Consider the following 15,019-nt stretch of genomic DNA (forward strand, 5'->3'; position numbering starts at 1 on the left):
TCAACATCCTTTTACCATATTTATTAGTTCTTGATGTATCGTACCTGACGATGCAATAATTGGTGTTTTTTGTAGTATATTCAAATCTGTTCCTGCTGGCTGTGTGCATTTACCGCCAAGTTCTTTAATCATCATAGCACCTGCTGCAAAATCCCAAGAAGGTAAAGCACATGATATATATGCTCCATATTTCCCTGTTATCACGCGGATAAATGATTGGGACGAACAGCCTATCACACGTACTGATAACGCCTTTTTCATTATCTCTTGATAAACAGGTATATCTAACGCACTTGAGGATATGCTAATCACGGTATCTTTTAATAATCCACAATCTAAGGGTTGTAATTTTTCTTCATTACAGTACACACCTTGCCCTGCTATCATGTGATACAAATGACTTTTAGCAACATCATATATGTATGCCAACGTTCCTTGTCCATTGATGTATAAAGAAACCGTAATGCCATAATTTTCTTTTTCTTTCACATAATTTAATGTACCATCAATGGGGTCAATAATCCACACATATCCATTCATGGACGTAATATGTGTATCATCTTCTTCTCCTAAAATATGATGCGTTGGATAATGTTTATAAATATACGCTATAAAAGATTCTTGAATGGCTTTATCTATATTTGTGACTAAATCTGATGCCGATGTTTTTGTATCAACAGTAAGTCCGTCCTCTAAACCCTTTTTCGCCATTTCACCAGCTTGTTTTATCCACGCCTTTATTTCTTGGTGTAATTGCTCTATCATTTCATTTCTCCATATATATCTTTTTAGGTGTTTCTTGTGCTTTCTTCCATACTTTATATAATGAATAGCCTGATCGTTTTTCAAAAGTGTTACCTAGTTGCTTTTCCTCACTTTTAGAAGGGACAACTTGTTTAAATGCTTGATACGCTTTTAAGAATACCTGTGTATCAACACCTTTTTCGTACGCTGATTCCACCGCATTAAACAATGTGATGACCGTTGTCATTTCCTGTTGCGTCCATGTGTAGTCTATTGGATACTCATATTGTTGTGTCATATCATTCTTCCTTCATCATATTTATGTTTACTAGTTTTCATATTTATTATAGCATAAATAACCAAAATAAGAGAGAGTAAACCCATTATAAAGAAGAAAGCATTTACCTGCTTACCATAGTGAAACAAACCATTCATACGAGAAATAGCAGCTACTGTTTTGAATAAACATTCACGATGTGATATTCAGTTTAGAGATACCCTGATTCATCTTTACCCCCTACTAAAAATACCACAAGATAATATTTAATCATCTTGTGGCACACTATATTTAAATCATCTCTAATCATGATGATATGTATTGTATACTTCCTCCACAGGTAATTTTTCAATGTGATATACTTTGAACAACTGTGGTATAAATAATAAAACCAAATATAACAATAAAGAAACTCCCATATATACGGAGTATTTTATATCTCCTATATGACCGAAATAATAATCAAACAGAACTTTGAATATACTTAAAATGATTACTATCCTTCCATAAAACGTATTATCAGACGTAATGATTAGTTTGTCGTACGCATTCACCAATACTTTTTTAGAATATCCATGCCAACTTGTTACTTGCAATGTTTGTGTGGGGACTATTACAAGTAGGGGTTTATCTCCTTTGTAAGATAATTTGTCGCCATTATCTAGAGTCAATGTATAGTTAACTGTTGGTGATTCTTTGAATATAAGTACATTTTCTTCAGTCGTTTGCACATGTTGGATTGGTGTCATAATATACATCATCTGTCTAAAGAAAAACCAAATTCCCAAAATGCCTAATATGACAAACCAATTTGCTCTTAAATCTCGAATCTGGATACCCGCAGCAACAAGAAAATAACACGCCACTGTATATTTTTGTGAAATAAAAAGTGTATCTGTTTGGTCTAAAGGAGTAGCTGTCGAGCGACCAAATAGCGTCTTAACATAAATCTCTTTTGCGTCTGTTTCAATCGTTTTAGAACATTCATGTGGTGCTATTGTTGCAATTTTAGTATCTGTTTGATTATCATAAATATGGCATGATATATGATTTAATTCAAATACTTTTTGTTTTATAACGGTAATTGTACTCATTTATATACCTCCTTTTTACTTTTTAAAAAATTTTTTATTTCACTTTAGATAGTTTAAACCCATATAAAAAGGCGAGTGGCAATGATAATAAAAAGCCAATAAAAAATAATGGATTGATATATGATAAGAATATAAATGTAAGTGGTACATAAGATAATGCTGAGCGTTGTAAAATAAACACGTCTCCTTTTATTGCCTGAACAGCTCTACAACGAGAAAGAATATGTCGAATATGTATTACGACACTTTCCATGTCAGATATATAAAATACATTATGATTGGCTAGTAAAACACCAATTTTTTCTTTATTACCATATATATTAAAAGTTGTATAAGGGTTAGATGTTGAAATTAAAATAGAGTCTTTTTCTTCAGTTTTGTAAGTATTACCTGCATAAGTTAATTCATAATTTTCAAAATAATTTATGACTAATATAAATAACATAAACAGGATACCATATCCTTTGGAGAATTTTTTTGAAATCACATAAATAGCATAAATAGCAGCAAATAATACAAACAATAATCTATTCTGATATGATAAAAAGAGTATATCTCCATTTTCAATAGAACATTTTCTTCCTCTTCCTAATATCGATGCAACATAAACACTATTTGCATTTGTTTCCAACACCACTTCTGTTTGACGTTTATGAATGGTCGCAATTTTTTTCTTTGTTTCACTGTCATAAACATGACAAGATAGTGCTCTTAACCAAAAACTCATATCATCTTTTTTAATAATCACTTTGTTCATCGTTTCTTCCTCTTAATCTATTCTTTTTAATAAATAATAATGACAGTATATAAACAAGATAGTGAATAACATCACTAAAAAAGCAATACCATAAATCCACCATTCTTTTATAAATAACTGCACGGACAAGAGTAATAGTCCTTCAAACAATCCATACATAGTATACATCTTCATTACTGTTGAGAAATGTAAATGCATATCCTGTTCAACTTGGATACGATTACTCCGTCCATAAAAAGAGCGAATACTAATTATCTCTACATCGTCCTCTAATGCAATCTCTTGTTCATCTTTTAAGCTTTTCAAACACTCAATACGTTGCTTTTTATTTTCATCATAGATACTATAAAAATAACTTTCTTTAGGTATCGTTTTATCGACTGTTAATTTAATATTTTTCATCATTACACACCTTTTTCCTTATCATGATTATACTACTAAAAAACAGCTTTTTAAAGCGTTCTCCAAGAAATCATACTTTAGTTGTATCTCCTATCAAAAATTGTGCTGATGAAAAAAACTCATCAGCACAATTTTACTATTTTCTCTGTTTATGATATAACCAAAAACAGCTCATCATTAAACTAATGCCTACTAATAAGAATACTTCTGTTCCAATAAAGCTACCTGTTTTTGGAAATTCGCCAACTTTAACATTTTTGATACGAATATTCACAATATTTTCCTGTTCGTTCTTATCAATAAGGACAATATCTTTATATTTTTCAGATACAATAATATTTCCCGTTTCAGAAAGTGTTATTGGAATTGCTTCAGATAATATTTGATACTCATTTGGTGCAATTTCTTCATGAATATAGTAAGTTCCCTTACCAAATCCCCTATTTTGATTATCAAATTCAAATTCTCCAGTTGTCAGCGTAGCAATTTGTCCATTATAAACACTAGCTTGTTTATCCGCACTTTGTTTTATTGAAAAACGTGCATTTGGTAATAAAGCATTCGTCGCCGCATCTATTTTTATCAATTTTATGTGATATGTTTGTTCATCATTTTTATCAATAATCGTCAATCCTTGCGTATCACTTTGATTTTCAAAAACGTGACTATCCGATTTTTTTAGATGTGCCGTACCGTCCTCTGCAATTAGTACAGGGTATTTTTTATCGTTTAACTGATAACCAACTGGAGCAATGACTTCTTGAAGATAATACATACCTGGTTTTAATGAATGAAATTGCACATGTCCTTGTTCATCGGTCGTTTTATCAATACCAATTTGTGTAATTTGATCCTCCTTATACAATCTAAATGTTGCCCCTTGCAATAATTGATGTTCATTTTGTGTATTTTTCTTTATAACATCAAAATGATAAAGCTGTTTACTATTTTTTATATGTAATTCAAGATTTAATTGATGATTGGTTAAATTAGCATATACAGCATTATGTTCACTTGTTTGTTGAATTGTCCCATCAGTTTGTACCGTAAAAGTAATTGGTTTAGATAATAGAATGTAGCCAGTAGGTTGTGTCACCTCAGTTAATGTATATTCTCCAGGAGATAAATGTGTAAATACCATAGTGCTTGCCGAGGACATCTCCCCTTGTCTAACACGATATGTCCCTGTTTGATTGGCTAATTCAAAAACAGCACCAGATAAAAGTTGATTGGTTAAACTATCTTTTTTGACAACTGTCAATGTTGTGTCTTTAGAATTTGGAGAACGTCTATTGATAATTTCTTGAAGATGTTCACTTGTATAAGTATGCCCATCAACAGTCGTATTTCCTTGATCATCAACCATTAATGCATGTTCTGTATCATCTCTTTCAAATCCATTTGGTGCTTTTATTTCTTTAAAAAAATAGGGAATATTTGGATATAAATTGTCAAAAGTCACCAATCCATTTGTTTTATCTGACGTATATGTTCCTAATGTGTTTTTTCTTTTTTCTCCAGAGGGTAATATTTCTTCGTCATATAAAAGAAATGTAGCCGTCTTATTTATCATCGGTTGTGTATATCCGTCTATTTCTTCAACTTTTTTAAACGAATAAGAAAAGACATTTGGATAAAAAATATGTCCCTCTTTATCTACAGGTTTTGACGCAGCAATAATTTTATAGGGTTCCGTTGTTCCTGAACGGAAGGAGGCATACGCCGAATTTAAATACATATTGTATTGAGGATTTGGCATTTTTCTTGTTTTAACACGTGCTACAACAGCTTTTGTCCCTAAATTTTTCTTTATAAAAAATGCGATTTGATAATTATTTTTTATCGTTTGTACATGACCGTTATCATCATAAAAACTTGTGACTGTTAAATCTTGGTTCCCTTTACCTAATAAATCCCTCTTAGCAGCAGGACCAAATTCAATTTCTAATTCCGGTGTATCAGGTTCTCGATTAGGAAATAATGCTTTTTTTGTACTTCCCACATAGCCACCTGGTGCAGAATCTGCTATAAAGACTTGTACATCTTTTTCTAAACTAGACGCATCATTTCCATGGTATAGAGGAATGTCTTTATTTAACACCTCCCAAAAACGACGTTGGTTTTGTCTATGTAGATTTGAATCTCTATTCCAACCAGCCGAATTAAACACAAGTTCCCAAACAATATAATCGGCTCCCTCTTCAACAATACCTTTTCCAATTTGAGGAGAAACATTGGCTGATACTGTATCATCATAGTGAACAAGCGTTCTATTTTTTAGTTGAGAATGGCAGGACGTTGAAGAAAAAGTATTTGTCGTTTCAAATACTAATGGACCTTCCCATTTATTCGCATTCCCTTGACGTAAATCCCCTGTTGTTGTCGGTTGAATACCACCAAAGTAATACTCTCTATCTTGTTTCGGTTTTCCCCCATTCACAGAAGAAATATTTTCTTTATTTTCATGAGCTCCTTGTAATTCAAAATAACCCAAATAATCGACAGGAGAAACACCATTTTCTGTGACAACGAATTTAAACTCTCTATCCGCTACATGATAAATTTCAATGGCTCCTTTTTTGTCACCAATATCTAGTCGTTCATACACTTTAGATGCATCAGGTGTATGCCCAAAAAAGATAGTTTCTGGTAAAGTCACGGAAAACGAATCTCCCGCATGAACATGTGCAGGTACTTTAAAATCAAACCTCAAATTTCCACCCCAACCAGTCCAAGTTTTTGATGTAAACCAGTCGATTTCTAAGTCGTGTACTTTCGTCACACCATACATATTGCATGCTGTTTCTGTTATATTCGGAGTTTCTTGAATCTCTTCTTTATTGGCAAAATAATAGTGCAATGTATTATTTTCAACACCATAATAAGAAAGATAATACCCATCAGGTACATTTTCATTCACCTTATAAAGATGCCGATGACGTCTACCTGATGTATCTACATCAAATTTATCAATATTTTCTAAAACATATTCCGCTTCAGAGGGAGGTAAGATTACATGTTCAAAAAGATTATTATTTTTAAGAATGTCATAACTCGTTTCAACGGGTCTAGATTCATTTTCCCAAATTTTACGAATAGATAAATCTGTTTTTAAAGATTCCAAACTTGCATTTGGTATACAATGCTCTTCTTTTTCATTTGTAATATGTGTTATCACTTCTGTTTGAACAATCCAACCACTCGGTATGTCCGATACCGTAAAATTCGTCGTCGTTTCTTCTTCAACTCTATCTAAAACGTATGCATGTGCATCATGACTAGGTTTATAATAATAAACTTTCATACTAACCGGTTCTTGCGAGTGATCAGGCGTCATATTAAATGTTGTCGTAACCGGTACAGATTCTGTATTAAAATAAGAAGATGTCCATCGAACAGACGTTTCTGACAGATACTCTCCTCCTAATAACTGTTTATTTTCTAATAATGAGTGTGATACAGGAGCATCTTGTCTAAGCGTTAATAAGTCTTTATCATCACCAGATAAAAAAACTCTAGAAGAGGCAGGTAAGTCAAACTGTTTATCTTGTTCTAACACTATTTTTTGACCATTATAAGTTACTTCTACACCCTTTTTCACAAGTACTGATAAATTCGTATAAAAATCAAGAGCATAGTTATCACGTATATCTAAGACTGGCGTTTCAATAATATATGTATAATTACCATTGTTAACATCCGTTGTGACTTCTTCTGTTGAATTTAATAAATCAGATGTTGTCGTATGTATAACCGTATCAGTAATATCCACACCATCTTTTTGAATAGAGGTAATAACAGGTTGCCCCAATCCTGAATCTTTTGTTGTCGTAAAATAAGTTTCTAATTTTTGGACTTGCGTCACTTGTTTTATACCCGTTAAGTGCGTTTTATACTCCCAAATAATACGAAATGTCCCATCTTCATGCCTTACAATTTCTTTTTTGATAAGTTCTGAACGTTGTTCAAGATTTTCCAGTTTTATTGGAAATGCAAACTTACCAAAATCAAAAAATCGTGTCGGTATACTTCCCCACCAATTTGTGTTATCAGAGTGCGCTACATTCACTGAATAGGCCATACTTCCAAACAACTGTGCTAAACTCCACATGATTAGAACCATTCGCTTTATTCGTTTTTTCACGTCTGAATCTCCTTTTGGCTATTGATTTTACACCCATAATCCCCCTGTATAAAAATCAATTTTTAAATATAGTATCCATTATCACTTGAGAGATGCTCTTTGTCAACTCCCCCAATGATTTCTACTTTTTCCCCTTATACAAAACATCATTATATTTATACATAAAAAATATGGTTTTTAAATAAAAAAGGCAGTAAATAGCAAACGCTATTTACTCAGACTGTTGACAATAGCGATAAAAAATCCAACGTATTTTTCCAGTTTTGAAAAATACGTTGGATTTTGCATTTAAAAATGATAAATAAAGAACTATATTGTAAAAAATGGCTATCTCTCGTGAGCAGAATTGCCATTTTTTTCATATTTTGGGCAGCACAAGATAACCAAGTGTACTGTTGCATCTTGGCTACTCCTCTATATTGTGCAAACCGATACCCATGATTTTGTTTAGAGTCTGCAAAGCTACGCTCAATCGTTTCTTTCCGTCGTTTATATAGTGCTTTCCCAAACGTAGATAATCGACGTTCACGACATCTATCATATACATCAGCATCTATCGCTCGACGTAGTATCCGTTTATTACTGTTATCGCTTATACGATACTGCTTATATCCTTGTCTATCAATGTTTCTGTAGGTATAAATTTCTCCCGTACGTGTATCCGTAAAACAATCTCTAGATGAATCATAGCGAAAAAACTTATGGTCAGGATTGCGATGAAAACGTCTATACCCAATCACAGAAAATATCTTTTTCTCTTCTAAAAATTTTAAAATGTCTTTTTTATAATACCCGCTATCTAACGCGACACAATTCACATCAAATTTAAATTTTTCCATCACATACGTTAATCGTGACATATACGGTACACTATCATGAACATTTCCTGGCGTAATAAAGCAGTCTACAATAAAATTGTGTTTACCATCTACACTACGATGGTCTAAGTACATAAATCCTTTTTCTTTATTATCCCGATGGTAATAGCCGCTTTCTTTATCAGTCGTACTTTCTTTTATGTTTTTAGAGATGATTTTATCTGTGTAGCTAAAAGGCTTTTTTCCAATAGCTTCTCGTTCGGCGTTGATTTCGTTTTCTAAATCTCGCTTACGTTCTTGAACCACTTCAATAACAGCGTTTCTAAATTTATTTTTATTGGCGTTTGCTTTAATGTGTGTGGAATCTGTGAATAAAGCTGTCCCACTAATTAAATGATGTGAGATAGCTTGGTGTACAATAGTATTAAATATATCTTCAAACACAGAAGTCCCTTGAAAACGGCGAATATAATTTTGAGAGAAAGTAGAATAATGTGGGGTAGGTTTAGAGAAAGGGAGGTTTAAAAACCATCTAAACGCTACATCCGTTTCGACACGTTTAATGGTTTCTCGCATGGATTTAATGCCATAAATATCTTTTAAAAAGACCAATTTAAATAAAACAACAGGGTCTAAACTATTGCGACCGTTGGTATGACTATACTAGGGAGAAGTAATCTCATAAATAAAATTGAAATCAATTGATTTATCAATTTTACGTAGTAAATGGTCTTTTGGTACTAATTCGGACAATGTGTTTAATATGATTTCATCATTTGGGTGAGTTTCTTTATAAAACATAGATTTTTCCCTCCTTTTTCTTATCTCTATTATACCACTTTTAAGCGTTATTATCGTATCAGACGTTGTGGTACGAATGGCTTCGTTCTCGCACGTAGTAGAGAACGAGCGATGTATCGTGTACATCGTGGTAAGCCGTACAACTTAACGTCTGATACGAAAAAAGACTGTTGACACTCTTACTTTGTCAACAGTCTGAGTAAATAGCAAACGCTATTTACTACCTTTCTATTGCTTTTATTGTACTTCTTGTAGTTTCATCATGTTTGTTGTACCGGCTTCACCAACTGGTAAACCTGCTGTTACAATAATCACATCTCCAGATTTAGCAAATCCTAACTCTTTCACCACTTTGTCTGCTTCTGTAAAAATAGCATCTGTTGAAGATGGTTTTTCAACGTATACAGCTTGAACTCCCCATACAAGTGATAAACCTAATTGTGCTCTTTCTGAGAAAGTCAGTGCAATAATATTTGATTTTGGACGATATTTTGAAATCATACGTGCTGTATGACCTGAACTTGTTGCTGCAACAATTGTTTCAATACCTAAGCTACGTGCATTATGACCTACTGAACGTCCAATAGCTTCTGTAATATCTTGTTTAAATTGTTTCAATTTAAATACATCTTGATTTTCTAATGCCTGCTCTGTACGAACACAAATATTTGCCATTGTTTGAACAGCTTCTAATGGATAATCTCCGGCTGCTGATTCACCAGATAACATCACAGCATCTGTTCCGTCAAAAATTGCATTTGCAACATCTCCTGCTTCTGCACGTGTTGGACGTGGGTTGCGTTGCATTGAATCTAACATTTGTGTTGCTGTAATAACTGGTTTTCCAACCATATTACATTTTTTAATCAAAGCTTTTTGCACGATTGGTACATCTTCTGTTGGAATTTCAACACCTAAATCACCACGAGCAACCATCAATCCGTGTGATACAGCTAAAATTTCATCAATATTATCGACACCTTCTTGGTTTTCGATTTTTGGAATAATTTGAATATGTGTCGCATTTTCTTCTTCTAAAATCTTGATAATTTCTAATACATCGCTGGCACGACGAACAAAACTTGCTGCAATATAGTCAATACCATTTTTAATACCAAAACGAATATCGTCAGCATCTTTTTGTGTAATACCTGGTAAATTCACACTTACATTTGGTACATTGACACCTTTTTTATTTTTAATAACACCTGAATTTTCAACGATTGTCACAATATCTTTATTAAATGCATCAATCTCTGTCACTCTTAATGACACTAATCCGTCGTCTACTAAAATACGGCTACCAACAGTCACATCATTAATCAATTCTGGATAACTAACAGAGAAACGTTCTACTGTTCCTTCCACTTGTTCCATACTTACACGGACAATCATACCTGTTTCTAAAGCAATCGCTCCGTCTTTCATATCATGTGTACGAATTTCTGGTCCCTTTGTATCTAATAAAATAGCACATGGTTTACCTGCTATTTTTCTTGCTTCTTTTAACGCATTAAAACGTGCTAAATGTTCTTCATGAGAACCATGTGAAAAGTTAAAGCGTGCCACGTTCATACCAGCATCAATCATTTTCACTAATTGTTCAACAGTTTGGCTTGACGGACCTAACGTACAAACGATTTTTGTTTTTTTCATATTCAATCTCCTCTATCCTGAAATTTCTTTATTTAAGCGATACAAATCTAAGTTTGGTATATGTTTACCATGTTCAAGTGTTTCAATAATATCTGTATAAATGACTTTATCATCACGGATACCTACACATACGCCACCAATACCTGCAAGTAATAAGTCCACGGCTTTCGATCCAAATAAACTTGCTAGAACACGGTCACGAGCTGTTGGAGAACCTCCACGTTGAATATGTCCTAAAACAGAAACACGCGTATGCTGTTCGCCATACTCTTTCAGTTTTTGAGCAAATTCATTTCCGCCCATTACACCTTCTGCTAGAACAATCAATGTATGCTTTTTACCTTTTTGACGTCCTTCTTTTAATTTAGCGACAATATCTTCCATCTCTGTATCTACTTCTGGAATAATGATTTGCTCTGCACCACTACCTACACCTGCCCATAAAGCAATATCTCCTGCATTACGCCCCATTACTTCAACGATAAACGTACGTACATGACTTGTTGCTGTATCACGAATGCGGTCTAAAGCATCTAGTGCTGTATTAACGGCTGTATCAAATCCAATGGTGTAGTCTGTACCAGGAATATCATTATCAATGGTTCCTGGAATACCTACGGCTGGAAAACCATGTTTTGTCAAAGCAAGTGCTCCTCTATAAGAACCATCTCCTCCAATAACGACTAAACCTTCAATACCATATTTTTTTAATTGCTCAATACCTTTTAATTGACCTTCAACATTGGCAAATTCTGGATAACGAGCAGAGTATAATAGTGTACCACCTCTACTAATTGTATCGCTAACATCGCTCACACTCATTTGACGAATATCTCCTGCTACCAAACCAGCATAGCCATAATTGATACCATAGACTTCCATACCTTCATACAAGGCTTTACGTACTACTGCACGAACAGCTGCGTTCATACCAGGAGCATCTCCACCACTTGTCAAAACCGCAATACGCTTCATTGCTTTATCACCTCAAAAATTTTATTGTTGTTTTCATTCAATTTTCACAACTTCTTTTCTGTCACATCATATCATTTTTTTTTTAAAATGTCTTGTATTATTTGATTTTTTTATTTATTTTTTATTTTTTCTCAGGACCACATTTCCACTACCTAATAAATCTTCAACCTCTTTTTTGAAAGCGTCTTGAAAATAAACATTGTACTTTTCAGGCATTTTTTTATAAACATCTGACTGACTAAAATAAACGACAACTTGTGTATGCCCAGGATGTTTCAATAATAATGCTTGAATATCTTTCAACATTGTACTATCTTCTATTTTTAAAAAGCATTGATTCTCTTTTTGTAAAAAAGCATCTACTGTTTCAAAACGTTGCACGATACATGTAAGTTCTTCTCTTTCTGTCCACTCAATTTTACCATGTACAACAATCAATTCATTTTCTTCTATATGTGACATATTCGCAACATACACTGTTGGAAATATGGTCATATTTACTTTTCCAAAGGCATCTTCTAAAACAGCAAACGCCATACGTTTATTATTTTTAGTTGTAATTTTTTTGATTTTTCTTAAATAACCTAATAATATAACCTGCTGATGAGATACTATATCTGCTGTTTTTTGTAATTGTCCTGTTTGATAATATGGCATGAAGGCATCAAGTGCATCATTTGAAAAGGCATAACCTAAAATTTCTTTTTCTTTTTCTCGAATGGTATCCTCATCATATTCTTCAAGCCTTTCTTCTTTCAACGGTAAGATACCTAAAAATAAAGACGTATTATCTAAAACAGCATCAATACTTGATACAAGGGTTGCTCTTGTTTTACCAAAACAATCAAAAGCCCCAGAAAAAATCAATGTTTCCAAAATATCCTTTTTACAATAACGTTTATCCATACGCGACACAAAATCTTCAAAAGATTGATATATGCCATGAGCAAAACGCTCTTTCACAATCGCATACCGTAAATCTTTATAAATACCTTGAATAGCCGATAGCCCAAATAAAATCGTTCCCTCACCTTGAACTGTATGCTCTATATGACTTTTATTGATATGAGGCAATAAAAATGTCACCCCATGTTGTTTGGCTTCCATTAAATAACTTGTAAATCGCTCACTTTTAGCATTAACATGTAATAATAATGCTAAATAAAAAGCATGTGGATAATGGGCTTTCATATAGGCTAACTGATAAGCTAATACCGAATAGGCAAAGGCATGTGATTTTGGAAAACCATAATTGGCAAATTTTTCAATATATTCATAAACAGTTGTGGCAATCTCTTTTGAATAACCGTTTTGAATAGCTCCCATAATAAAATGCTCTTTTTCAGCAAGTAGAACATCTTTTTTCATTTTTCCAATAGCACGTCTTAACAAATCAGCTTGCCCTAATGAAAATCCTGCCATTTTATTTGCAATTTGCATGACTTGTTCCTGATATACAATAATACCATACGTTTCTTCTAAAATATCTTTTAAGTCATCATGAGGATAGACGACCAATTCTTTTTGATGCTTTCTATCGGCAAAATGAGGAATTTGCTGCATTGGCCCCGGACGATACAATGCATTGACAGCAGCTACTTCTTCAAGTGAATTTGGAGAAACAAATTGCAAGACACGTTTGATACCCGGTGATTCAAACTGAAAAACACCTTCCGTATCTGCTTTCCTAAAAATATCTAATGTTTTTTCATCTTGGAAATCAATATGCCATACATTAAATTGTGGATTTATTTTTTGTATTGCATTTTGAGCATCTGCTAAAATAGATAAATTTTTCAATCCTAAAAAATCCATTTTTAACAATCCGACTTGTTCCACATCTTGCATAGCAAACTGCGTTAAATGCAATGGCTCTGATTGTTGAATTGGAATAATGGTTGTTAAAGGTCTGTCACTAATAACTACACCTGCAGCATGTGTGGATACATGACGAGGCAATCCTTCAATTTTACAAGCTAAATCAAAAATCAGTTTGTTTTTCTCAGATTTTTCGACGAGTTTTTGCAAAGAAACAGATTGTTCATACGCTTGTTTTAGTGTTATTTTCAAACTATTTGGCACACTAGATGACCATTTTTTCAATTCTACTTGTGTACATCCTAATACTCGAGAAACATCACGCAAAGCTTGTTTCGCTGCAAAGGTTCCAAAAGTTGCAATTTGTGCCACTTTATCTGCTCCATATTTTTTCGCAACATATTGTAACATGTCTTGACGTCTATTATCTGGAAAATCTAAATCAATATCGGGCATAGTATACCTTTCTGGATTTAAAAAACGCTCGAATAGTAACTGATTTTGAATAGGATCTACTTGTGTAATATTTAAACAATAAGACACTAATGAAGCAGCAGATGACCCACGCCCTGCTCCTGTCATAATACCCTCTTGATGTGCATACGTCATCAAATCCCAAACAATTAAAAAATAATCTGAAAATCCCATTTGATTGATAATTGATAGTTCTTTTTCCAAACGTTCTTGATAAACAGATAACTGTAGTCCTCTTTTTTCTAATCCAGCATAAGCAATCTGTCTTAATTCATCATAAGCATGCGTACTAAATTTTGGAAGTAGTAATTGATGTAAAGGAATATGCGTATCAATACTCTCATAAAATTGTTCTGTTTGATACAAAATATCAGAATACTCTTGAAAGTTTTCTTTAAATTGTTGTGCATAAGGTAAATAATCTGCTCCCGTTTGCCCTGTCATTGTTTCCTCAATAGTTGTATTATCTTCAATAGATTGTAATACTTTAAGTGTTAAATAATCTGTCGGGTTCAAATATTTCACAACACGATTGGCAATCGTATCAATTTGATACTCACGTGCAAGAGATATGTGTTTAGTGTCATCAGCATATACACTAATACGTAAAAACTTTTTATCAATATACTCACATAGATATGTCAGCTGTTCTCTTGTGATATTTTGTGTTGTTAAAAACGTAATATGCTGATAATTTGATAATTGCTTTACAGAAAATTGTTCTAGCAATAGTTGACTTGATAAATCAACGAGCTCTAAATATCCTTTTTCATTCATCGAAATAGCTACAAGAATCATTTGATCTATTGGAAATGTTAGTCCGATAATTGGTTTGACATGTTGTTTTTGACACTCATTAAAAAATGATACAGCACTGGATAAAGTTTGCCATTCACTTAGTACAAGTGTTGTATACCCTTTTTCTTTTGCATCTGTCACATATTGCGATATAGATGTAGGACTTTTCAGCAAACTAAAGGCTGTCATCATTTGTGCTGGTGTAAACATATTTTGCCTCCTTTTTATTTGTCTTTCTTATTTTGTCACATTTTTGTCACT

At 33.1% G+C, this 15,019-nt stretch carries 11 protein-coding genes; all 11 read right to left on the reverse strand.

All coding sequences use genetic code 11. The features are described 5' to 3' along the window. The 11 genes from H1220_06785 to H1220_06835 all read right to left on the reverse strand — a co-directional run bounded on the left by H1220_06785 (position 1) and on the right by H1220_06835 (position 14,968). Positions 1-765 (reverse strand): inositol monophosphatase family protein, encoded by a 765-nt coding sequence (locus tag H1220_06785; GenBank protein ID QMI85420.1) that lies wholly within the window; start codon positions 763-765, stop codon positions 1-3. Position 766: 1 nt separating this feature from the next. Beyond that, positions 767-1,042, reverse strand: a complete 276-nt coding sequence (locus H1220_06790; GenBank protein ID QMI85421.1) for a UPF0223 family protein — start codon at positions 1,040-1,042, stop codon at positions 767-769. 281 nt (positions 1,043-1,323) lie between these two features. Further along, on the reverse strand, positions 1,324-2,115 hold the full coding sequence (locus tag H1220_06795; GenBank protein QMI85422.1) for a hypothetical protein: 792 nt from the start codon (positions 2,113-2,115) through the stop codon (positions 1,324-1,326). Between the two features lie 34 nt (positions 2,116-2,149). After that, positions 2,150-2,872: a hypothetical protein gene (locus tag H1220_06800; GenBank protein QMI85423.1), complete on the reverse strand. Its 723-nt coding sequence runs from the start codon at positions 2,870-2,872 to the stop codon at positions 2,150-2,152. A 12-nt stretch (positions 2,873-2,884) separates the two neighbouring features. After that, on the reverse strand, positions 2,885-3,274 hold the full coding sequence (locus H1220_06805) for a hypothetical protein (GenBank protein QMI85424.1): 390 nt from the start codon (positions 3,272-3,274) through the stop codon (positions 2,885-2,887). A 136-nt stretch (positions 3,275-3,410) separates the two neighbouring features. After that, positions 3,411-7,418, reverse strand: a complete 4,008-nt coding sequence (locus H1220_06810) for a hypothetical protein (GenBank protein ID QMI85425.1) — start codon at positions 7,416-7,418, stop codon at positions 3,411-3,413. Between the two features lie 215 nt (positions 7,419-7,633). Continuing rightward, positions 7,634-8,848 (reverse strand): IS1182 family transposase, encoded by a 1,215-nt coding sequence (locus H1220_06815; GenBank protein ID QMI86684.1) that lies wholly within the window; start codon positions 8,846-8,848, stop codon positions 7,634-7,636. A gap of 51 nt (positions 8,849-8,899) precedes the next feature. Continuing rightward, the gene (locus tag H1220_06820; protein QMI85426.1) at positions 8,900-9,037 is read right to left on the reverse strand and encodes a hypothetical protein; all 138 of its coding nucleotides are present in this window, start codon (positions 9,035-9,037) and stop codon (positions 8,900-8,902) included. Between the two features lie 237 nt (positions 9,038-9,274). Then, the gene (pyk, locus tag H1220_06825; protein ID QMI85427.1) at positions 9,275-10,693 is read right to left on the reverse strand and encodes a pyruvate kinase; all 1,419 of its coding nucleotides are present in this window, start codon (positions 10,691-10,693) and stop codon (positions 9,275-9,277) included. 12 nt (positions 10,694-10,705) lie between these two features. Next, on the reverse strand, positions 10,706-11,668 hold the full coding sequence (gene pfkA / locus H1220_06830) for a 6-phosphofructokinase (protein ID QMI85428.1): 963 nt from the start codon (positions 11,666-11,668) through the stop codon (positions 10,706-10,708). Positions 11,669-11,782: 114 nt separating this feature from the next. Continuing rightward, positions 11,783-14,968: a DNA polymerase III subunit alpha gene (locus H1220_06835; protein ID QMI85429.1), complete on the reverse strand. Its 3,186-nt coding sequence runs from the start codon at positions 14,966-14,968 to the stop codon at positions 11,783-11,785. Between the last annotated feature and the right edge of the window lie 51 nt (positions 14,969-15,019).

Source organism: Carnobacteriaceae bacterium zg-84, from assembly GCA_013874835.1.
Taxonomy (GTDB): Bacteria; Bacillota; Bacilli; order Lactobacillales; family Aerococcaceae; genus WM01.

Bases quoted from the DNA above. Each gene is read 5' to 3' on its own strand.
- H1220_06785 (QMI85420.1), bottom strand. From the start codon at position 765: ATGATAGAGCAATTACACCAAGAAATAAAGGCGTGGATAAAACAAGCT.
- H1220_06790 (QMI85421.1), bottom strand. From the start codon at position 1,042: ATGACACAACAATATGAGTATCCAATAGACTACACATGGACGCAACAG.
- H1220_06795 (QMI85422.1), bottom strand. From the start codon at position 2,115: ATGAGTACAATTACCGTTATAAAACAAAAAGTATTTGAATTAAATCAT.
- H1220_06800 (QMI85423.1), bottom strand. From the start codon at position 2,872: ATGAACAAAGTGATTATTAAAAAAGATGATATGAGTTTTTGGTTAAGA.
- H1220_06805 (QMI85424.1), bottom strand. From the start codon at position 3,274: ATGAAAAATATTAAATTAACAGTCGATAAAACGATACCTAAAGAAAGT.
- H1220_06820 (QMI85426.1), bottom strand. From the start codon at position 9,037: ATGTTTTATAAAGAAACTCACCCAAATGATGAAATCATATTAAACACA.
- pyk (QMI85427.1), bottom strand. From the start codon at position 10,693: ATGAAAAAAACAAAAATCGTTTGTACGTTAGGTCCGTCAAGCCAAACT.
- pfkA (QMI85428.1), bottom strand. From the start codon at position 11,668: ATGAAGCGTATTGCGGTTTTGACAAGTGGTGGAGATGCTCCTGGTATG.
- H1220_06835 (QMI85429.1), bottom strand. From the start codon at position 14,968: ATGTTTACACCAGCACAAATGATGACAGCCTTTAGTTTGCTGAAAAGT.